Genomic DNA, 21,568 nt, shown 5'->3' on the forward strand with positions numbered 1-21,568 from the left:
CCGAAACGCCTGCGCCCAACACCCCAAATTGCCCAAGGCTCGCGAGATAATGCCCAGATCCGCTGACCAATTCCCGCCCCTGCCGCGCATTCAGGCGCTAGACCCGAAACGGTCCGAGCAAAGCTGGGACAGCGCCCCGCAGTTGCTGGCCGCCTTGAACGGCGCGCGGCTGGGAGCCTGGTCGTGGGACATTGATACCGGGCAGATCAGTTGGTCACGGGGCACCCAGGCGCTGTTCGGCTTCGATCCGCGTCAGCCATTGCCGGCGGATGTGGACTATCTGGACCTGTTGCTCCCCCAAGACCGAGCAAAGGCCATCCGCGCCTTTCATGCGGCCGTGGCCGGTGCTCCCCTGGAACAGGCCATGCATCACCGCATCGTCTGGCCCGACGGCAGCCTGCACTGGCTGGAAATCAGCGGCAGCGTATTACCCGACAAACACGGCCGCCCGCGAATGATCGGAGTGATCCGGGAGATCACCCACCAGCGCGAACGGGAGCAGGCACTGCGCAGCTCGGAAAAACGCTTTGCCACACTTTTTCATCTATGCCCGAACATGGTGCTGCTGACCCGCCAGGAAGACGGGCTGATCATCGAGGCCAACCAGTATTTCGAAAGTCTGTTTGGCTGGCCGCTGCACGACATCATCGGCCGTACGACGCTGGAACTGGGCCTATGGGTCGACCCTGGGCAACGGACAAAACTGGTGGAGACTCTCAAGGCCAATGGCGAAATAGCGAGTTTGGAGGTGGAGCTGCAAGCCAGCAATGGTCAGATCCACAGCGGCCTGCTCAGCGCCCAGAAGGTCGAGCTGGAAGGTCAGCCCTACCTGCTGAGCACCTTCCTCGACACCACCGAACGCAAGCTCGCCGAACAGGCCCTCAAGGACAGCCAGGAACGCCTCGATCTGGCCCTCGACTCGGCGCAATTGGGCACTTGGGACTGGCATATTCCCAGCGGCATGCTCTACGGCTCGGCCCGAGCGGCGCAGTTGCATGGCCTGGAGCCCAAACCGTTCCACGAGTCGTTCGATGCTTTTTTCGAAGGGGTGCCCGATGACGAACGCAACAACATGCGCAACGCCTACCGCAGCCTGCGGGAAGGTCCGGCGGGGAATTATCAACTGACCTACCGCGTACAAATGCCGGACGGTAGCTCCCGCTACCTGGAGAGCCGCGCACGCCTCTATCGTAACGACGATGGCAGCCCGTTGCGCATGGCCGGCACCTTGCTGGATATCACTGACCAGGTGGAACGCGAACAGAGCCTGGCGGCATCGGAAGAGAAGTTCGCCACGCTGTTTCAAGTCAGCCCCGATCCGATCTGCGTCACTCATCAGGACAGCGGCCGGTTCCTTGAAATCAACTCCAGCTTCACCCAGACCTTTGGCTGGTCAGCCGCCGATGTGATCGGCCTGAGCGCCGACGAAATCGGCCTGTGGGATGCCTCGGGGAGCAGCCTGCAACGCATTGAAAGAGTGATCCGCGAGCGCTCCCTGAACAACGTGGCCGTCGTCGTCCACCATAAAAACGGCCAGCCGCTGACATGCGTCATTTCCAGTCGTCAGATCAATGTCGGCAACCAGCCCTGCATCGTCACCACCCTGCGGGACATCTCCCAGCAACAGCGCTCCGAAGCGGCCCTCAAGGCCAGCGAAGAGAAATTCGCCAAGGCTTTTCATTCCAGCCCTGACGCCATCACCATCACCGAACGCGACAGCGGTCGCTACCTCGAAGTCAATGACGGCTTCTGCCGCCTGACCGGTTACCGCGCCGACGAAGTGATCGGGCACACGGTCTACGAGGTGGGTATCTGGGCCGAAGAAAAACAACGCATGGCGCTGCTGACCGAACTGGAACTCAAGGGCCGGGTGCACCACCAGGAAATGCTCGGGCGCAACAAACGCGGAGAGATCCTCACGGTGGAGGTCTCGGTCGAACCCATCATGCTCAATGAAACAGCCTGCCTGTTGCTGACTGCCCGGGACGTGAGCCTGCTGCGCAATGCCGAAGCACAGATCCGCCATCTGGCCTATCACGATCCGCTGACCAACCTGCCCAACCGCGCCTTGCTGATGGATCGGCTGAGCCAGCAGATCGCCTTGCTCAAGCGGCATAACCTGAGGGGCGCCCTGCTGTTTCTGGACCTGGACCACTTCAAGCACATCAACGACTCCCTGGGTCACCCGGTGGGCGACACGGTGCTGAAAATCATCACAGCGCGCCTGGAAGCCAGCGTGCGCCTGGAAGACACCGTGGCGAGGCTGGGCGGCGACGAATTCGTGGTGCTGCTCAGCGGCCTGGAAGGCACCCGCAACGCAGTGAGCCAACAGGTCCAGAACCTGGCCGACACCCTGCGCGAATTACTGTCGGAGCCGATGTTTCTCGATGGCCAACGGTTGCAGGTCACGCCGAGTATCGGCATGGCGCTGATCCCCGACCACGGCTCCACCCCGACCGACCTGCTCAAGCGCGCCGACATTGCGCTGTACCGCGCCAAGGACTCGGGGCGCAACACTTCACAGATGTTCCATACCACCATGCAAAAAGCCGCCAGCGAACGGCTGCGCATGGAGACCGACCTGCGCCAGGCCTTGGCCCGAGGCGAGTTCAGCGTGCATTTCCAACCCCAGGTCGACGCCCGGGACAACCGCATCATCGGCGCCGAGACGCTGGTGCGCTGGCATCACCCCGAATTGGGCGCCCAGTCGCCGAATGAATTCATCAAAGTGCTGGAGGACAGCGGGCTGATCCTGGAAGTCGGAACCTGGATCCTCGAGGAGGCCTGCAACGGCTTCAAACAACTGATCGCCAAGGGCAAGGTCGATCCGCTGCAATTCAGCCTGTGCGTGAATATCAGCCCACGGCAGTTCCGCCAGAGCGACTTCGTCGAGCGCATCGAAAGCTGCCTCGCCACCTATGGCCTGCCTAACGCCATGCTCAAGCTGGAAATCACCGAGGGCATCGTGATCCAGAATCTGGATGACACCATCGCCAAGATGCGTCGCCTGAAAAAATTGGGGGTGAGCTTCGCCATGGACGATTTCGGGACCGGTTATTCGTCGCTGACCTATCTCAAACGCCTGCCGGTGGACACCCTGAAAATCGATCAGTCATTCGTGCGTGACGCCACCAGCGACCCCAACGATACTGAAATCATCCGCGCCATCGTTGCCATGGCCCGTAGCCTTGAGCTGGAGGTGATTGCCGAAGGTGTCGAGACGCCGGAGCAACTGAGCTTCCTGCAGGGGCTGGGTTGCCATTTGTATCAAGGCTACCTTCACAGTCGGCCGTTGCCGCTGGAGGGGTTTGAGCGGTTGTTGCCGTAATAGCGCTATGGAACAAACCCTTGTGGAATGACACTGTGGCGAGGGGATTTATCCCCGTTGGGCTGCGCAGCAGCCCCAAAGAAATTGAACGACACTGACCCGCCTGACATACCGAGGCGGCTGGTTTTTGGGGCCGCTTCGCAGCCCAACGGGGATAAATCCCCTCGCCACAATGGAATCTTCACACCGTAATACCCCAATGAAGAAGGGCGCCATTGGGCGCCCTTCTTCAGTTGCGATGCATCAGTTTTGCAGCGCGGGTTGTTGCTGCGCCCCGTTGATGGGGATGCGCTTGGCTTTCGCCTCTTCCGGGATTACTCGCAACAGGTCGATGCTCAACAGACCGTTGCTCAGGCCGGCGGATTTGATCTCGATATGATCGGCCAACCGGAAGGACAGCTTGAACGCACGCTGGGCGATACCCTGGTGCAGGTAGGTCACGCTGTCGTTGCTCGCCTCGCGCTTACCGCCGCTGATGGTCAGCACACCTTTTTCCACTTGCAGGTCCAGGTCTTCTTCCTGGAACCCGGCGGCGGCAACCACGATGCGATACTCGTCATCGCCATGTTTTTCCACGTTATAGGGTGGATAGCTGCTGCCCGGTTCGTTGCGCAAGGCGGTTTCGAACAGATCGTTGAAACGGTCGAAGCCCACCGAGGAACGGAACAGAGGGGCCAGAGAAAATGCAGTACTCATGATTCAAATCTCCTGAAAAGTTCAGCAAGTTTTTTTGTCTCCGCGACCCGAATTCGGCATCGCGTAATCCCTATCTAGGGACCGCCAAAAACTTTTCAAGAGGTTGTTTTGAAATTTTTTTCAGGCCGCTTCGGTGCGCTGCACACCGAGCAAATGGCTTACCGCGTCCAAGTCGGTTTCCCGGCGCAGGGCGGTAAACAGTTCCACCGCTTCGGGGTAATTACGGGTCAGCATCGCCAGCCACTGCTTCAATCGGCCGGGCGCCTGGCGTGGGGTCAATTGCTCGACCACCTGCACCCAGAAGTCCTGGAGCATGGGTTGTAACTCGGCCCAGGACAGCTCGATCACCTCTTCCCCGGCCCTGGCCGCAGCGATCTGCCGGGCCAGATCAGGACGGGAAACGAGGCCGCGGCCAAGCATGATGTCTTCCACGCCGCTGATCTCGCGGCACCGACGCCAGTCTTCTACGCTCCAGATATCGCCGTTGGCGAACACTGGCACCTTGACCACTTCCTGAACCCGCGGGATCCACTCCCAGTGGGCCGGTGGTTTATAGCCGTCGGTCTTGGTCCGGGCATGCACCACAATATGCGCCGCTCCTCCTTCGGCCAATGCCGTGGCACACACCAGCGCCCCATCCGGGCTGTCGAAACCCAGGCGCATCTTGGCGGTGACGGGAATGTGCCGGGGCACCGCGCGGCGCACGTGCTCGACAATTTCGTTGAGCAGCTCCGGCTCCTTGAGCAACACCGCCCCGCCTCGTGATTTGTTCACCGTCTTGGCCGGGCAGCCGAAGTTCAGGTCGATAACCTGCGAACCCAGCTCGCAGGCCAAGGCGGCATTCTCCGCCAGGCACACCGGATCGGAACCGAGCAATTGCACCCGCAGCGGCACGCCGGCAGCGGTCCGGGCACCGGTCAGCAGCTCAGGGGCAAGCTTGTGGAAATAGGCCGGTGTGAGCAGACGGTCATTGATGCGAATGAACTCGGTCACGCACCAGTCGATACCGCCAACACGGGTCAGAACGTCCCGCAGGATGTTGTCAACCAACCCCTCCATGGGCGCCAGGGCAATTTGCATGGAAAAACACACTCAACGAAAAACGTGCGGCAGTTTACCGGATTTTGCCCATGACATCGGAATTCCCCACCAATCCCTGTGGGAGCTGAGCTTGCTCGCGATGGCGGTGGGTCAGCTTGCGGAAATGCTGAATGTACCGTCGCTATCGCGAGCAAGCTCGCTCCCACCCTGGCTCCGGGGCGTTCACAGAGTCGGGGGTCCACCGCCAATCCCTGTGGGAGCTGAGCTTGCTCGCGATGGCGGTGGGTCAGTTTGCATTGATGTTGGATTTACCATCGCCTTCGCGAGCAAGCCCGCTCCCACCCTGGCTTCAGGGCGTTCACGGAATTGGAGTCCACCACCAATCCCTGTGGGAGCTGAGCTTGCTCGCGATGGCGGCGGGTCAGTTTGCATTGATGTTGGATTTACCATCGCCTTCGCGAGCAAGCTCGCTCCCACCCTGGCTCCGGGGCGTTCACAGAGTCGGGGTCCACCGCCAATCCCTGTGGGAGCGCCTTCGCGAGCAAGCTCGCTCCCACCCTGGCTCCGGGGCGTTCACAGAGTCGGGGTCCACCGCCAATCCCTGTGGGAGCGGGCTTGCTCGCGAAAGCGGTGGGTCAGTCAATGAGGATGCCGGATGTCATCAACGCAGGACCATAACCCTCGATGAACTCCGGCGGCATGCGCTTAGGCCTGCCAGTGGACAATTCGATGCAAACAAAGGTGGTCTGGGCGCGCAGCAACGTGGTGTTGTCGCTGGGGCGAATCAGCTGGAAATGCCGATTCATCTTCAACCGCTGATCCCAGTCGACGATCCAGGTAGCCAGTTGCAGCTCGTCACCTTCGTAGGCCGCCGCCAGGTAATCGATCTCATGACGCACAACCGCCATGGCCCGGTCCAGCCGCCGATACTCCACCAGATCCAGCCCGAGGCGCTGGGAATGGCGCCAGGCACAGCGCTCGAGCCAGGTGACGTACACCGCGTTGTTGGCGTGGCCCAGCCCGTCGATGTCTTCGGCATTTACTTGAAGATCAATAATGAACGGCGTTGCCCGATCCCAGCCCATGCCCCTCTCCCGGTCGAATTTGGTGGGGGCCAGTGTAACGGATCCGAGCTTGACCGCCATCGCGGGCAAGCCTTGCTCCCCCGGATCAAGCCGATTGCCGCGCTTGCAGACTGCGCCCGGCCAGCAGTGATAACACACCATCAATGACGCGAGGATCGGCCAGCACCCGCTGGTGGCCGCCCTGCGGCAAGCGCAGCAAGCGGCTGTCGAACCAGGCTTCGTGAATCAGTTGCGACTCCTTGACCGAAACGAAGGTGTCGTCCTCGGCATGGACAATCAGCCCGGGCACGTCCAGCTGGTAATGGGCTACATCCATCCTCGAAGCCGGCATGCCCACATCGTTTTCCACTTGGCGAATGAAGGCCGATCGCGCCTGGGGCGGCAGCCCCATCATCCGGGCGAACCCACGCAGCACGCCAAGAATACGCGCAGGCGCTGCAATGCTGACCAGAGTCTCGGTCCGCAACCCCAACTGAACCGCGAGCATGGCACTGGCGCCCCCCATGGAGTGCCCGATCACGGCTTGCAGCGGGGGCAACTCCGCCGCCGCTTCGAGCATGGCCCTGGCAAACAGCAAGACATTCGCTTCGCGGCCAGGAGAACGACCATGGGCCGGACCGTCCAGCGCTACCACCGTGTAACCGGCATCCACCAGCGCCATGATCAGCGCCGCGAACTGAGTAGGCCGCCCTTCCCAACCGTGCATCAGCAAGACAGTCGGGCCTTTGCCCCAGCGCAGGGCCGAAAGACCGAAGCGCAGGGTGATACGCTCGGAAGTCGCCAGTAAAGGCAACTCCCAGTCACGTAGCGGCAGGTTTCGGGGACGCATGAACAGTGCCCGCATTTTTTTCGCCACCAGGCGCGGAGCCACCCGGCCCAACGTGCCATTGACGCCACGAATCCAGCTCAACCTGTCCATCGCTCATCTCCAGGGCTTGCGCCTTAGCTCATCGCACTGCCGACTTGGCGGCGCGCAGCAAACGGTCCGACAAGTCGCCCGGGCCCAACGCCCGCGCCAGGGCCAGGCCGCCAACCATCAAGGCGACGTCGGCCAAGGCCTTGTCGGCATCCTCCGGGCTGGCCGCCAACTGGGCGACCAACAGTTCTATGTGCTCATTGAGCACTGCACGAAACTCGTCCGGCAGCCGACCCAGTTCACCCACTGACGCCGGAATCGGACAGGCCTGCTCGGTGGAGTCGCGGTGCTTGCGCGACAGATAGAACGCCGCAACCAAAGCACGCCGCTCTTCACCCGTCAGTTCGGTATCCATGTCGGCGATCAAGCGGCGACGCCGACTGAGCAACTGCTTGAACGCCTCCAGCATCAAGGCATCCTTGCTTTCGAAGTGGGCGTAAAAACCGCCTACCGTCAGCCCGGCTGCGCCCATCACTTCGCCCACGCTCGGCTCCGCCGGGCCACGCAGAATCAGCGCATCGCTGGCCGCCTTGAGAATGCGTTCACGGGTCTGTGCTTTTTTATCGCTCATCGCCACCTCCAAATATTACGACTGAAATATTATCCATGTAATAATTTTCCGCAAGCGGAAATTTTGACCGCTGGTCAGAAGCATCGTTAAAGGAATTGAAGATTGGCCGAACGCCAGACAAACAAAAGGGCCATTCAAGAATTGAATGACCCTTATAAAATCCCGCAGAGCGGGTAATCGTGGCGTCCCCTAGGGGACTCGAACCCCTGTTACCGCCGTGAAAGGGCGGTGTCCTAGGCCACTAGACGAAGGGGACACAAACCTTCTGACGTGATCAGCGCTGAGAACTGATCGATTCAAGGCCGCTGTTGCCAAACCTTGAACCTGTAATTGGTGGAGCTAGACGGGATCGAACCGTCGACCTCTTGCATGCCATGCAAGCGCTCTCCCAGCTGAGCTATAGCCCCGGATTTTTCGCCTCGCGGCGGAGCGACATTTTGCAACATCACTTCTGTAAAACTGGCGTCCCCTAGGGGACTCGAACCCCTGTTACCGCCGTGAAAGGGCGGTGTCCTAGGCCACTAGACGAAGGGGACGCAAACCCTTCTATACAACTGATCAACGCTGAGTGTTGATCGCTTCAAGGCCGGTGTGGCCAGGTCTTGAAGTGTAAATTGGTGGAGCTAGACGGGATCGAACCGTCGACCTCTTGCATGCCATGCAAGCGCTCTCCCAGCTGAGCTATAGCCCCTCATCGCTGAGGACGGGGCGAATCTTAAGGGCGTATCAGAGGGCTGTCAAATTTATTTTCAACAAATTTGAAAGTTTTTTGCCGGGATAACAATCACTTACCACCTTCCCCCGTAAAACTGGGACTTCGCCTGTTTCGTAGGCGCTGACGAGCGAAGCGAGGCTGCGATCTTTCCCCAGCCAACTGAATCTCAAGCCAATGATAAAAAGATCGCAGCCTCGCTTCGCTCGACAGCTCCTACGGGGCCATTAGGCAATCGCGCCCAGCAGTTTTTCCCACTCCTTGTTCTCCTTCTTCGACACACCACCGAGCAGATCGATGGCCTGGCGCAGACGGAAACGGGTCAGGTCCGGGCCGAGGATCTCCATGGCATCGAGCACCGACACCGAGCTGGCCTGGCCAGTAATGGCGGCGAACATCAACGGCATGGCATCACGCAGTTTCAGCTCCAGCGAGTCGACCACAGCCTGGATGGTCGCGGTGATGCTGTCCTTTTCCCACTGACGCAGACTTTCGAGTTTCCACAGGATCAATTGCATCAACTGGCGCACCTGATCACCGGAAAGTTTCTTGGACTCGAACAGCTTGGCATCCGGAGTCACGCCGCCAGCAAAGAAGAAGCCGGCCAGTGGGGCAATCTGGCTGAACGTCTCCACCCTGCCCTGCACATGGGGAGCGATTTTCATCATGTACTCGGGGTTGAATGCCCACTGCTGTACTCGCGCAGCAAACTCCTCTACCGGCAGGTCACGCAACCACTGACCATTGAGCCACGAGAGTTTCTCGACATCGAAGATCGGGCCACCCAACGACACCCGCGACAGGTCGAAATGCTCGACCATTTCCTGCAGCGAGAATTTCTCGCGCTCATCCGGCATCGACCAGCCCATGCGCCCCAGGTAGTTGAGCATCGCCTCAGGCATGAAGCCCATGCGCTCATAGAAAGTCACCGAAGTCGGGTTCTTGCGCTTGGACAATTTGCTCTTGTCAGGGTTACGCAGCAACGGCATGTAGCACAGCTGCGGTTGTTCCCAGCCGAAGTATTCGTAGAGCAGGATCAGTTTCGGCGCCGACGGCAGCCACTCTTCACCGCGCAGGACGTGGGTGATGCCCATCAGGTGATCGTCGACCACGTTCGCCAGGAAATACGTCGGCAGGCCATCGGTCTTCATCAGCACTTGCATGTCCATGCGATCCCACGGGATCTCGACATCGCCACGCAACATGTCCGGCACCACGCAGACGCCTTCGGTCGGCACCTTCATGCGGATCACATGGGGCTCGCCAGCGGCCAGGCGACGGGCGACTTCTTCCTTGGACAACAGCAGCGCGCGGCCGTCGTAACGCGGGGTTTCGCCGCGAGCCATCTGCTCGGCGCGCATCTGGTCCAGTTCTTCGGCGGTGCAGAAGCACGGGAAGGCGTGACCCATGTCTACCAGTTGCTGGCAATATTGCTTGTAGATATCGCCGCGCTCGCTCTGGCGGTACGGACCGTGCGGGCCGCCAACGTCCGGGCCTTCGCTCCAGTCGATACCCAGCCAGCGCAAGGCGTCGAAAATCTGCTGTTCGGACTCGCGAGTCGAACGCAACTGATCCGTGTCCTCGATCCGCAGGATGAACTCACCGCCGTGCTGCTTGGCAAAGCAATAGTTGAACAAAGCGATGTAAGCGGTGCCGACATGGGGATCGCCAGTGGGCGAAGGCGCGATGCGGGTGCGGACGGTGGTCATGGCATGTCTCGGAAAGAATATAAAAGCGAAGATGAAACAGAGGGCGAATGGTAACAGGCGATGGTGGGCGGGCTCCAGTGAGAGGGGGATTTGTGTGGCACCGGTCAGACCGAGTCGCTCCATTCGCGAGCAAGCCCGCTCCCACGGTAGATCGCGTAAAGCCTGAGCAACTCGGTCAACTGTGGGAGCGGGCTTGCTCGCGAAGAGGCCTTCGAAGCCCCTACAAGTTTCAGACAGTCAGCAACCGCTCGCGCAGCTTGCCAATCTCGTCACGCAACTGCGCCGCGGCTTCGAACTCCAGGTCCCGGGCCAGTTGGTACATTTTCTCTTCCAACTGGCGAATACGCTTGCTGATTTCGCTCGGCGAGCGCAGTTCGGCTTCGTAACGGGCGCTCTCTTCGGCGGCCTTGGCCATGCCCTTGCGCTTCTTGCTGCGCGAACCGGGCACGGTGGCGCCTTCCATGATGTCGGCGACGTCCTTGAACACCCCTTTGGGCGTGATGCCGTTGGCCAGGTTGAAGGCAATCTGTTTATCGCGACGACGTTCGGTCTCGCCGATGGCCCGCTCCATGGAACCGGTGATGCGATCGGCATAAAGAATCGCCCGACCGTTGAGGTTACGCGCCGCCCGACCGATGGTCTGGATCAGCGAACGCTCGGAGCGCAGGAAACCTTCCTTGTCGGCGTCCAGGATCGCCACCAGTGACACCTCCGGCATGTCCAGGCCTTCGCGCAGCAGGTTGATCCCCACCAGCACGTCGAACGTGCCCAGACGCAGGTCACGGATGATTTCGACCCGCTCCACCGTGTCGATGTCCGAGTGCAGGTAGCGCACCCGCACACCGTGGTCAGCGAGATAATCGGTCAGGTCTTCGGCCATGCGCTTGGTCAGCGTGGTGACCAGCACCCGCTCCTCCACTGCCACACGCTTGGAGATTTCCGAGAGCAGATCATCAACCTGAGTCAGCGCCGGGCGCACCTCAACCTGTGGATCGACCAGCCCGGTGGGCCGCACCACCTGTTCGACCACCCGGCCGGCATGCTCGGCCTCGTAGTTGCCTGGGGTGGCGGAGACGAAAATCGTCTGCGGACTCACACTTTCCCATTCATCAAAGCGCATCGGCCGGTTATCCAGCGCCGAGGGCAGGCGGAAACCGTATTCCACCAGGGTTTCCTTGCGGGAGCGGTCGCCTTTGTACATGGCGCCGACCTGGGGCACGCTGACGTGGGATTCGTCGATCACCAGCAAGGCATCGGCCGGCAGATAGTCATACAACGTAGGCGGTGGCGCGCCCGCCGGGCGACCCGACAGGTAGCGCGAGTAGTTTTCGATGCCGTTGCAGTAACCCAGCTCCAGGATCATCTCCAGGTCGAAACGGGTCCGCTGCTCCAGCCGCTGGGCTTCCACCAGCTTGTTGTTCGACCGCAAGTATTCCAGGCGCTCCTGCAATTCAACCTTGATCCCCTCGATAGCGTCCAGCAGGGTTTCCCGGGGCGTCACGTAGTGGCTCTTGGGGTAGAAGGTGAAGCGCGGCAGCTTGCGGATCACCTCGCCGGTCAGCGGATCGAACGCCGAAAGACTCTCCACTTCGTCATCGAACAGCTCGATGCGGATCGCCTCCAGGTCCGATTCGGCCGGGTAGATGTCGATCACATCGCCACGGACCCGGAACGTTGCCCGGGCGAAATCCATGTCGTTGCGGGTGTATTGCAGGTCCGCCAGGCGGCGCAGCAAGGCTCGCTGGTCGAGCTTGTCGCCGCGATCAACGTGCAAGACCATCTTCAGGTACGTTTCCGGGCTACCCAGACCGTAGATGCACGACACCGTGGTGACGATGATCGCGTCCTTGCGTTCGAGCAATGCCTTGGTGGCCGAGAGCCGCATCTGCTCGATGTGATCATTGATCGAAGCATCCTTCTCGATGAAGGTGTCCGAGGACGGTACGTAGGCCTCGGGTTGGTAGTAGTCGTAATAGGAGACGAAGTACTCCACCGCGTTATTGGGGAAAAACGCCTTGAACTCGCCATACAGCTGCGCCGCCAGGGTCTTGTTCGGTGCCAGCACCAGGGTCGGGCGCTGCACCTGGGCAATCACGTTGGCAATGCTGAAAGTCTTGCCCGAGCCGGTCACACCGAGCAGCGTCTGGTGCGCCAGCCCGGCCTCGATGCCTTCGACCATCAGGCGAATGGCTTCGGGCTGGTCGCCGGCGGGCTGGAATCGGGTGACTAGCTGGAATTCAGACATGACATAACCTCTGGATTCACCCCTGTCGGCCAGCCAACAGGAACGAGAAAGACCGAAACGACTGATGTCGCCCGAGGAAAAAACTGGGATTCGTACAATGTGGAGGTGAATGCCTTCGCTTTCAAGACGAACGTCCTACACGCCTTGAAGTCTTTGACGCCGCCAGGGGACTAACGGTCGAAAAAAAACGAAAATACTTGCCTTAAAAACCGAATCGCCTGTCGCCGCGCCCGGTGATGGCCTCTATACTAGCTCCCCGTTTGTGCACCGCTCTAGTGCATTCGGCTGGAGCGCTACACGTCCCCTCACACTCCATTCAGAGCCGCGCAATAATGAGCCTGTTTTCCGCTGTCGAATTGGCACCACGCGACCCCATCCTGGGCCTCAACGAAGCATTCAACGCCGACACCCGTACCAATAAGGTCAATCTGGGCGTGGGTGTTTACTGCAACGAGGAGGGGCGTATTCCACTTCTGCGCGCCGTTGTCGAAGCCGAGACGATCCGCGTGGCCCAACACGTTTCCCGTGGTTACCTGCCAATCGACGGCATTGCGGCCTACGACCAGGCGGTCCAGACCTTGTTGTTCGGCAAAGACAGTCCATTGATCGCCTCCGGCCGCGTCATCACCACCCAGGCCGTGGGCGGCACCGGCGCACTGAAGATTGGTGCCGACTTCCTCAAGCAACTGCTGCCTGACGCTGTCGTGGCCATCAGCGATCCAAGCTGGGAAAACCACCGCGCGCTGTTCGAAACCGCCGGTTTCCCGGTGCAGAACTACCGCTACTACGACGCCGCCACCCATGACGTGAACCGCAGCGGCCTGCTGGAAGACCTCAACGCCCTGCCCGACCGCTCGATCGTCGTGCTGCACGCTTGCTGCCATAACCCCACCGGCGTGGACCTGAGCCCCGAGGACTGGAAAAACGTCCTGGCCGTGGTCAAAGCCAAGAACCACGTTCCATTTTTGGACATGGCTTATCAGGGCTTTGGCGACGGGATCGACGAAGACGCCGCCGCTGTGCGCCTGTTCGCCGAGTCGGGCCTGACTTTCTTTGCCTCCAGTTCGTTCTCCAAATCGTTCTCGCTGTACGGCGAGCGCGTTGGCGCCCTGTCGATCGTCAGCGAGTCGAAAGAGGAAAGTGCCCGGGTACTGTCCCAGGTCAAGCGTGTGATCCGCACCAACTACTCCAACCCGCCGACCCACGGCGCCAGCATTGTCGCGGCCGTGCTCAACAGCCCGGAACTGCGGGCCCAGTGGGAAGCGGAACTGGCCGAAATGCGCCTGCGGATTCGCGGCATGCGTAACCAGATGGTGGACATGCTGGCTAAAGCCGCTCCGCAGCGGGATTTCAGCTTCGTCGCACGCCAGCGCGGGATGTTTTCCTACTCCGGCCTGACCGTTGAACAAGTGACCCGCTTGCGCAATGAATTCGGCATCTATGCCCTGGACACCGGCCGCATCTGCGTGGCCGCGCTGAACCAGAACAACATCGATGCGGTGACCAAGGCCATTGTTCAGGTGATCTGAACCTTCGGCGCCGGATGAAAAACGGGAAGCCATTGGGTTTCCCGTTTTTTTGAGCATGCCTATCAGTCAGGCATACCCCTAACCTGTGGCGAGGGGATTTATCCCCGCTGGGCTGCGAAGCAGCCCCCAAGCAGATCGACTCAATCAACCTGCCCCACCGCGCCAGACGATTTCAGGGCTGCTACGCAGCCCAGCGGGGATAAATCCCCTCGCCACATAAGCGCCAGGCATAACACTATTGTCGAGGCTACAACTCCGTCGCCCGCTGACTCGCGGCATCGTCGTAGATCACATACAACGACTCGGCAATCTGGCTCTTGATGGCCTTGGTGCTTTCCAGCCCCAGGACAAACCCCTCGGCCTTGCCACCGGCACGGTTCAGTTCGTCGGCGGTGCTGGCCTGGGTGATGGCATCGTAGAGTTTCTCGGCGTGCGGTCCCACGCCCTTGGGCAAGCTGATCTGGGCGGTGCTCATAGGCACACCTCGGTGTGGCTGTCTGTGTGAAGCGGTAACAGATGATTCATGGCACAAACCTTTGCTTGGCGAATGGCCGGCAGCGCGTGCAGCCACTTCCGGGGGACCATGGTAGCCCTCTCCTGCCGTTGCGGTAACCGCCAATCACCGATTAATCGCCAACGGACCTGAGGAATGCGCCGGCCGGCAAGAGAAGCTTGACTTCTCTTTTCCAATCAGTAACATACGCGTCATTCCGCGATAGCTCAGTTGGTAGAGCAAGTGACTGTTAATCACTGGGTCCCTGGTTCGAGTCCAGGTCGTGGAGCCAGACAGCAGCAAATCAAGCCCCTGAATTGAAAGATTCAGGGGCTTTTTTGTGGGCAAAAAAAGTGCTGATGATTGAAAAGACCTGCCGATGTCGCTGCCAGAACAATCAGCCCGGCCCGAACAGGCATCATGGTCTGAATCCTGCTTGAATTTTCCAGACTTGACCGTCACATGTGCGTCATGAGGACGTCGCAAACTGGCGTTGTCCGCCAACAACATCTCCACAACAACAAGGACGAAGGCATGCCCACGCAAAACCCTCACCGCAACAATGACCTGTGCACCTCCAGCAAGGTGTACACCGCGTTGACTGAACTCAAGCATCTGGAAGGCCACCGCAGCGCCAAGTTCCTTTCACTGCTGACGCAGAACCTGGTGCGCAAGGGCCTGCTCAACGAGCAGGAAGTGGTGCACATGCTCGATCTGGTCGTCGATTGAGCGGCATCGATTCCTACTATTGAAGCAGTTGATTTTTCCTCCCCCCTGCTGAGTCGTAAGGTAACCCCCATCGATTGAAGGAGGTTCCCATGCCCAAGGTTCAAATCATGTCTGTCATTGGCAGCGCCGTACCCGCCCCGCTCAGGGAGCGTGGTCTGTTGGCCTGCTGGTATCTGGTGCAGGACGGCATCACCATCAGCGGTCCGCTGACGTCACTGCCCGCCGCCCAGGCCCTGTCACAACGCATCGGCCCTTATCTGCTGACAGCCTAGGGCAATCGCACCCGCGGCTTGCTTTCGACGAATAGCGCCCAACACGACATGAACAGCGCGGCAATCAGCGGGCCGATGACGAATCCGTTCAAGCCGAATATCGCCAGCCCGCCCAACGTCGAGACCAGCACCATGTAGTCCGGCATCTTCGTATCCTTGCCCACCAGGATCGGACGCAGGAAATTGTCCACCAGACCAATCACGAATATCCCGAACAGCGTCAGCACCACACCCTGCCAAATGGCCCCTGACAGCAGGAAGTACAAGGCCACCGGCGCCCAGACAAGACCCGCGCCCACGGCCGGCAGCAGCGACAGGAAAGCCATCAGCACCCCCCAGAGCAATACCGTCGGAATCCCCAGGACCCAGAAAATCAGCCCACCCAGCGCCCCCTGGGTAATGGCCACCAGCAGGTTGCCCTTTACCGTTGCGCGCACCACCCGATTGAACTTCAACTGCAGGCGACGTTTCTGGTACTCCGCCAAGGGAACGGCGGTACGAACCTTACGCACCAGCTCAGGGCCGTCACGCAGGAAGAAGAACAACAGATAAATCATGACAAAGAAGCTCACCAGGAACTGAAACGTGCCCTGGCCGAAGCTGAAGGCCTGGGTGGCGAAAAACTCGCTGCCTTGCATCGCACCTTTGACGATCCTCTCTCTCAGTCCGTCCAGGTTACCCAGGCCGAAACGGTCGAGCAGGTTCTGGAAGTAGGGCGGCAAGGCATCACGGAAGCGGGCCAAATAATCGGCGATGTCCAACTCCCCGCTTTCCAGGCTCTTGTAGAGCGCCGCTCCTTCCTGGACCAGCAACGTGCTGATGACGATCACCGGCAAGATCGCAATCACCACGCAGATACTCAGAGTGAGCAGCGAAGTGAGGTTGCGCTGCCAGCCGAGTTTCAATTGCAGGCGGCGCTGCATCGGCGCAAAGACGATCCCCAGGATCACTGCCCAGAATACCGCGCCGTAAAACGGCAGGAGGATCCAGATGAAAGCGATGGTGACCAGAATCAACATCAGCATCTGGGATTTGTCTTGCAGGCTCTTTCGGTTCATTTGTTTTCCATATCCTTGGCGCAATAAACGTTAGTCAGCCAGGATTCGCCGGAGTGCCTTCGCCTTTGCACGCTTGAGTTGATCCAGGTCAATTGCGCTTGACCGATCGTGGCGTACCCTCACCACTTTTTGCGATCCGACGCCACCATGCCCTTCGCTGCTCCCGAACTGCTCGCCCCCGCCGGCACCCTGAAAAACATGCGCTATGCCTTCGCCTACGGCGCCGACGCGGTGTACGCCGGCCAACCGCGCTACAGCCTGCGTGTGCGTAACAACGAGTTCGACCACGCCAACCTGGCCTTGGGCATTGGCGAAGCCCAGGCCATGGGCAAGCGCTTTTATGTGGTGGTGAACATCGCGCCCCACAACGCCAAGCTGCGTACCTTCCTCAAAGACCTGGAACCTGTGATTGCCATGGCGCCGGACGCACTGATCATGTCCGACCCCGGGCTGATCATGCTGGTGCGCCGACATTTCCCACAGATGCCGATTCATCTGTCGGTGCAGGCCAACACGGTGAACTGGGCAAGCGTCGAGTTCTGGCAACAACAGGGCTTGAGCCGCATCATCCTGTCCCGAGAGTTGTCCCTGGAGGAAATCGCTGAAATCCGTGAGCAGGTGCCGGCCATGGAGCTGGAGGTGTTCGTCCACGGGGCTCTGTGCATGGCCTATTCCGGGCGCTGCCTGCTGTCGGGCTACCTGAACCGGCGCGACGCCAACCAGGGCAGTTGCACCAACGCCTGTCGCTGGAAGTATTCGGCGCAACCGGCGCAGGAAAACGTCGTCGGCGATATCGTGCAAACCTGGCCAGCCGAACCGACCCTGGGCCTCGGCGCGCCCACCGACCAGGTGTTCCTGCTTCAGGAAGCGAACCGCCCGGAAGAATCGATGCCGGCCTTCGAGGACGAGCACGGCACCTACATCATGAACGCCAAGGATCTGCGGGCCGTGCAACACGTGGAACGGCTTGCCCGCATGGGCGTGCACTCCTTGAAGATCGAAGGCCGGACCAAGTCGCACTTTTATTGCGCCCGCACCACCCAGGTGTATCGTCGGGCAATCGACGATGCCGTGGCCGGCCGGGAGTTTGACCGCAGCCTGATGACCGATCTCGAATCCCTGGCCCAGCGCGGCTACACCGAGGGTTTCCTACGCCGGCATGTGCATGATGAGTACCAAAACTACCAGAGCGGCAGTTCGGTGTCGGAGCGCCAGCAGTTCGTCGGCGAACTGACCGGCCAGCGGCGCGAGCGTCTGGCCGAAGTCCGGGTCAAGAACCGCTTTGGCCTGGGCGATCACATGGAATTGATGACGCCCAAGGGTAACTTTCACTTCGATCTGCATCAGTTGCAGAACGTCAACGGCCAGGGCATCGACGTGGCACCGGGAGACGGGCATGTGGTGTACGTGCCGATTCCGGATGCGGTGGATTTGCGGTTTGGGTTATTGATGCGTGATGTGCGCCAGGCGTAAGGGACAGGGTCAAATAATCAGACACCACCCAATACATGTGGGAGCGGGCTTGCTCGCGAATGCGGTGTGTCAGCCAATACATTCACGCCTGACACACTGCATTCGCGAGCAAGCCCGCTCCCACAGAGATTTCGCGGTCAATGCAGGGTTTGCGAACTAACAGGCTTTCAGCCCTCGGCAGGAACTGCCGAAGGCTGCGATCCTTCTTTCTCGATAAGACCCGGTTGCCCAGGTGAAAACATCTGGATCGAGAGCAAAAGATCGCAGCCTTCGGCAGCTCCTGAACGTCAGATCCGGAACTGCCCCACCAATTTGCCCAGGCGCTGACCCAGATCGGCCAGGCTGCGGGAGGTCTGGGCGCCGAGTTGGGTTTCGTCGGCGACACTGTCCACCGCCACGGCGATCTGGTGCACGCTGCGGTTGATTTCCTCGGCCACGGCGGTCTGCTCTTCAGCGGCGCTGGCAATCTGGGCGTTCATCGAGTTGATGGTGCCGATCAACTGCGCCATGGTGTCCAGGGACGCCCCGGCCTCGTTGGCCTGCACCGACGTGCCTTCGCCCGCTTCGCTGGAGCGACGCATCGCTTCCACCGCCGCGTGGGTGCCCGATTGCAGGCGATCAATCATGCCCTGGATTTCCTGGGTACTTTGCTGGGTCCGGCTGGCCAGGGCCCGGACTTCATCAGCCACCACGGCAAAACCGCGACCCGCTTCCCCGGCACGAGCGGCCTCGATGGCGGCGTTCAGTGCCAACAGGTTGGTCTGCTCGGCGATCGAGCGAATCACTCCCAGCACGCTGACAATCGAAGCCACGTCCTGCTGCAAGCTGTCCAGGGACACGCCGCTGCTGCGAATATCGTTCACCAGTGCATGAATCTGCTGGATGCTGCCGGCTACTACACGCTTGGCGGACTGACCCTCTTCGTCGGTCTGCTGAGCAGCAACGGCAGCACCCTGGGCACTGCGAGCCACTTCCTGGGCCGCCGAAGACATTTCGTTGATCGCCGTGGCAACCTGGTCGGTTTCGTGACGCTGACGTTCCATGGCCTGCTCGGAGCGCTGTGCCTGTTCGGAAACTTGCGCCACCAGCCCAGTCAGTTGCGAGGTCATTTCGGTGATCTGCCGGACCAGACCGTGGATCTTGTCGACAAAACGGTTGAACGAGCCGGCCAGTTGGCCGAGTTCGTCCTGACTGGTGATCGCCAGGCGGCGGGTCAGGTCACCCTCGCCCGCCGCGATATCATCGAGGTTGTCTTTCATCAGGTGCAGCGGCCGCAGGATGGCATTGGCCAGCAACATGCCCACCACCGCAATCAACAGCAATACCACGACAGCAATACCCACAATGCTCAGCAGAACGCCTTGCAAACGTTCTTGAACCTTGGCTTCCACCAGTGCGACCTGGGCTTCGATGCCGTCCAGGTTGACCGAGCTGCCGACCGCCATGTCCCACTTGGGCAGGTATTCGGTGTAACCGAGCTTAGGCACCAGTTCCTTGCTGTTGGGCAGTGGGGAGCTGTATTCCAGATAGTGGGTCCCGTCCTTGGCGACTTTCACCAGGTCACGGTTGACATAAACACCGTTTGGATCGCGGTTGTCCTTGAAGTTTTTGCCCACACCGTCGGGGCTGTTGGCCTTGAAGAGGCGAACCGTTTCGGAGTCGTAACCGAAGAAATAGCCGTCCTTGCCGTAGGCGACGTTCGACAGCAGCTTGATCGCCTCGGCCCGCGCGGCGTTGTCCCCGGGCGCCGACGCATCGTATAGCGGCTTGATGGCCGTCAGCCCCACCGCTACGTAATTCTGCAGCGTGGCCTTGGCGTCGCTGAGCAAGCGTTCACGGGTTTGCTGGACCTCTTTACTGGCCTGTTCCTTCAGAATAAAGGCCGTGGTCAGGCTGATGATAACGGCGGACAGCAATACAGGCAGTATTGCCAAGGACAGAACTTTAGCCTTCAGGCTCAGGCGCATACTGGTCACTCTTGTCGGTTTTATGGCGTGGTTAACTGTGTTAACGGCACGACGTGGGAAAACTGTAGGACAAGGTGAACGGGCTCGGGCGAGTGGTCAGCAGCAGAGTCGCTGGGTTAAAGAGCCTCTTCGCGAGCAAGCCCGCTCCCACAATGGATCGCTGATGCTCACATTTTCTGTGTTCACCGCTGAGCCATTGTGGGAGCGGGCTTGCTCGCGAAAGGGGCGACTGCGTCCTTGATTACAACACCATCGCCGCCACCCAGCCAAACACCAGCAACGGCAGGTTGTAATGGATGAAGGTCGGGACCACGGTGTCCCAGATGTGGTGATGCTGACCATCGATGTTCAGGCCGGAAGTCGGGCCCAGGGTCGAGTCCGAAGCGGGCGAGCCGGCATCGCCCAAGGCTCCGGCGGTGCCGACGATGCAGACGATCGCCAGCGGGCTGAAACCCAACTGCAGGCACAGCGGCACAAATATCGTCGCCAGGATCGGTACCGTGGAGAACGACGAGCCGATGCCCATGGTCACCAGCAACCCCACCAGCAACATCAACAGGGCACCGATGCCCTTGTTATGGCCGATCCAGGCCGCCGAGGTTTCCACCAGGCTCTGGACTTCACCCGTCGCCTTCATCACTTCGGCAAAACCCGAGGCGGCGATCATGATGAAACCGATCATCGCCATCATCTTCATGCCTTCGGTGAACAGGTCGTCGGTTTCGCGCCAGCGCACCACCCCCGAGACCGAGAAAATCAGGAACCCGGCCAGGGCACCGATGATCATCGAATCCAGCAGTAGCTGAATCACGAACGCCGCCGCGATCGCCAGCCCCGCCACCAGCAGGCTCAACGGGTTGTAGCGTGTGGTGACCTGCTCAGCCCTGGCAATTTTTTTCAGGTCGTACACGCGCTTTTTGCGATACGTGAAAAACGCCATGGCCAAGCCAAACACCATGCCCAGCGCCGGAATGCCCATGGCGTGGGTGATGTTGATGTCACTGACGTCCACGCCGCTGCGGGCGACGTTGGCCAGCAGGATCTCGTTGAGGAAGATGTTGCCAAAGCCCACCGGCAGGAACATGTAGGGCGTGATCAGGCCAAAGGTCATGACGCAGGCAATCAACCGGCGGTCCAGCTGCAGCTTGGTCAGTACATAAAGAAGCGGCGGCACCAACAGCGGGATAAAGGCGATATGGATCGGCAGAATATTCTGCGAGGCGACCGCGACCGTTCCCAGCAGACCGATCAGGACCCATTTGACCGCCGAGCCACCGGCAACATCCTGGCGATCCACCATGGCCAGGGCTTTGTCGGCCAACGCGTGGGCCATGCCGGACTTGGCAATCGCTACGGCGAAAGCGCCAAGCAAGGCGTAGGACAACGCCACCGTTGCCCCGCCACCGAGGCCGGCATTGAACGCCTTGAGCGTGGCGTCGATGCCCAAGCCACCCGTCAGGCCGCCCACCAGAGCGCCGATAATCAGCGCGATCACCACATGCACGCGGGACAGACTGAGCACCAGCATCACGCCAACCGCGGCAATTACTGCATTTATCATCATTACCTCAAAGCACAGCGATGGAGAGCCACCGGACAAAAAGGTCGCGACTTTGCAGGAAGCGGCGAGAAGCTGCAAGGGGCATGCGGCGGGTTTTAAGTTGGTTGCAATACATGAATTCGCCACATGGGCGCGGTCAACGGACTTTTTTGGATCAACCCAAACCAGTGTGGGAGCGGGCTT

At 60.2% G+C, this 21,568-nt stretch carries 16 protein-coding genes, 5 tRNA genes and 1 pseudogene; 6 read left to right on the forward strand and 16 right to left on the reverse strand.

Features of this window, described 5'->3' with window-relative positions; genetic code table 11:
* Positions 1-49: 49 nt before the first annotated feature.
* Complete coding sequence (locus tag AAIS01_RS21635; RefSeq protein ID WP_343470608.1) at positions 50-3,328, forward strand: EAL domain-containing protein; 3,279 nt, start codon at positions 50-52, stop codon at positions 3,326-3,328.
* Between the two features lie 243 nt (positions 3,329-3,571).
* Here the strand turns inward: AAIS01_RS21635 and AAIS01_RS21640 are convergent, their stop codons facing one another.
* From AAIS01_RS21640 to uvrB, 11 genes are all read right to left on the reverse strand, one after another.
* Positions 3,572-4,024, reverse strand: a complete 453-nt coding sequence (locus AAIS01_RS21640) for an Hsp20 family protein (protein ID WP_003203872.1) — start codon at positions 4,022-4,024, stop codon at positions 3,572-3,574.
* Positions 4,025-4,144: 120 nt separating this feature from the next.
* Entirely contained in the window at positions 4,145-5,104 is a 960-nt protein-coding gene (locus tag AAIS01_RS21645; protein WP_343470610.1) for a tRNA dihydrouridine synthase, read from the reverse strand.
* 596 nt (positions 5,105-5,700) lie between these two features.
* On the reverse strand, positions 5,701-6,150 hold the full coding sequence (locus tag AAIS01_RS21650) for an acyl-CoA thioesterase (RefSeq protein WP_047229251.1): 450 nt from the start codon (positions 6,148-6,150) through the stop codon (positions 5,701-5,703).
* A gap of 85 nt (positions 6,151-6,235) precedes the next feature.
* Complete coding sequence (locus tag AAIS01_RS21655) at positions 6,236-7,069, reverse strand: alpha/beta fold hydrolase (protein WP_343470611.1); 834 nt, start codon at positions 7,067-7,069, stop codon at positions 6,236-6,238.
* Positions 7,070-7,097: 28 nt separating this feature from the next.
* On the reverse strand, positions 7,098-7,637 hold the full coding sequence (locus AAIS01_RS21660) for a TetR/AcrR family transcriptional regulator (protein ID WP_214914403.1): 540 nt from the start codon (positions 7,635-7,637) through the stop codon (positions 7,098-7,100).
* Between the two features lie 180 nt (positions 7,638-7,817).
* A tRNA-Glu gene (locus AAIS01_RS21665) sits at positions 7,818-7,893 on the reverse strand.
* 75 nt (positions 7,894-7,968) lie between these two features.
* Positions 7,969-8,044, reverse strand: a tRNA-Ala gene (locus tag AAIS01_RS21670).
* Positions 8,045-8,097: 53 nt separating this feature from the next.
* A tRNA-Glu gene (locus AAIS01_RS21675) sits at positions 8,098-8,173 on the reverse strand.
* Positions 8,174-8,252: 79 nt separating this feature from the next.
* Positions 8,253-8,328: transfer RNA gene (locus AAIS01_RS21680), tRNA-Ala, on the reverse strand.
* 248 nt (positions 8,329-8,576) lie between these two features.
* Entirely contained in the window at positions 8,577-10,058 is a 1,482-nt protein-coding gene (gltX, locus tag AAIS01_RS21685; RefSeq protein ID WP_343470612.1) for a glutamate--tRNA ligase, read from the reverse strand.
* Between the two features lie 229 nt (positions 10,059-10,287).
* Positions 10,288-12,303 carry an excinuclease ABC subunit UvrB gene (gene uvrB / locus AAIS01_RS21690; protein ID WP_092400385.1) on the reverse strand — a complete coding sequence of 672 codons (2,016 nt, stop codon included), beginning with the start codon at positions 12,301-12,303 and terminating at the stop codon, positions 10,288-10,290.
* 332 nt (positions 12,304-12,635) lie between these two features.
* On the opposite strand from uvrB, the gene AAIS01_RS21695 reads away from it, so the two are divergent.
* Positions 12,636-13,832 (forward strand): amino acid aminotransferase, encoded by a 1,197-nt coding sequence (locus AAIS01_RS21695; protein WP_092400383.1) that lies wholly within the window; start codon positions 12,636-12,638, stop codon positions 13,830-13,832.
* A 247-nt stretch (positions 13,833-14,079) separates the two neighbouring features.
* Here AAIS01_RS21695 and AAIS01_RS21700 read toward each other — a convergent pair whose 3' ends face one another.
* Positions 14,080-14,307 carry a hypothetical protein gene (locus tag AAIS01_RS21700; RefSeq protein ID WP_047229257.1) on the reverse strand — a complete coding sequence of 76 codons (228 nt, stop codon included), beginning with the start codon at positions 14,305-14,307 and terminating at the stop codon, positions 14,080-14,082.
* Positions 14,308-14,541: 234 nt separating this feature from the next.
* Between AAIS01_RS21700 and AAIS01_RS21705 the strand changes: the two genes are divergently transcribed.
* The 3 genes from AAIS01_RS21705 (at position 14,542) to AAIS01_RS21715 (ending at position 15,326) form a co-directional block, all read left to right on the forward strand.
* Positions 14,542-14,617 (forward strand) — tRNA-Asn (locus tag AAIS01_RS21705).
* A gap of 242 nt (positions 14,618-14,859) precedes the next feature.
* A complete protein-coding gene (locus AAIS01_RS21710) occupies positions 14,860-15,054 on the forward strand; it encodes a hypothetical protein (RefSeq protein ID WP_214914395.1) in 195 nt (64 codons plus the stop codon).
* Between the two features lie 89 nt (positions 15,055-15,143).
* A complete protein-coding gene (locus AAIS01_RS21715) occupies positions 15,144-15,326 on the forward strand; it encodes a hypothetical protein (RefSeq protein ID WP_343470614.1) in 183 nt (60 codons plus the stop codon).
* On the opposite strand, the gene AAIS01_RS21720 is transcribed toward AAIS01_RS21715, so the two are convergent.
* On the reverse strand, positions 15,323-16,384 hold the full coding sequence (locus tag AAIS01_RS21720; RefSeq protein ID WP_343470615.1) for an AI-2E family transporter: 1,062 nt from the start codon (positions 16,382-16,384) through the stop codon (positions 15,323-15,325). The two genes, AAIS01_RS21715 and AAIS01_RS21720, sit on opposite strands and share 4 nt — an antisense overlap.
* Positions 16,385-16,531: 147 nt before the next feature.
* On the opposite strand from AAIS01_RS21720, the gene trhP reads away from it, so the two are divergent.
* Positions 16,532-17,857, forward strand: a complete 1,326-nt coding sequence (gene trhP, locus AAIS01_RS21725) for a prephenate-dependent tRNA uridine(34) hydroxylase TrhP (protein ID WP_343470616.1) — start codon at positions 16,532-16,534, stop codon at positions 17,855-17,857.
* 287 nt (positions 17,858-18,144) lie between these two features.
* Here the strand turns inward: trhP and AAIS01_RS25740 are convergent, their stop codons facing one another.
* The 3 genes and pseudogenes from AAIS01_RS25740 to AAIS01_RS21735 all read right to left on the reverse strand — a co-directional run bounded on the left by AAIS01_RS25740 (position 18,145) and on the right by AAIS01_RS21735 (position 21,382).
* Complete coding sequence (locus AAIS01_RS25740) at positions 18,145-18,966, reverse strand: methyl-accepting chemotaxis protein (protein WP_431191940.1); 822 nt, start codon at positions 18,964-18,966, stop codon at positions 18,145-18,147.
* A gap of 36 nt (positions 18,967-19,002) precedes the next feature.
* Positions 19,003-19,824 (reverse strand): annotated as a pseudogene (locus tag AAIS01_RS25745) (cache domain-containing protein); the annotation flags it as partial.
* 241 nt (positions 19,825-20,065) lie between these two features.
* On the reverse strand, positions 20,066-21,382 hold the full coding sequence (locus AAIS01_RS21735; protein ID WP_343470667.1) for a Na+/H+ antiporter family protein: 1,317 nt from the start codon (positions 21,380-21,382) through the stop codon (positions 20,066-20,068).
* Positions 21,383-21,568 lie beyond the last annotated feature (186 nt).

It is taken from the genome of Pseudomonas halotolerans (assembly GCF_039581215.1).
Taxonomy (GTDB): Bacteria; Pseudomonadota; Gammaproteobacteria; order Pseudomonadales; family Pseudomonadaceae; genus Aquipseudomonas; species Aquipseudomonas tehranensis.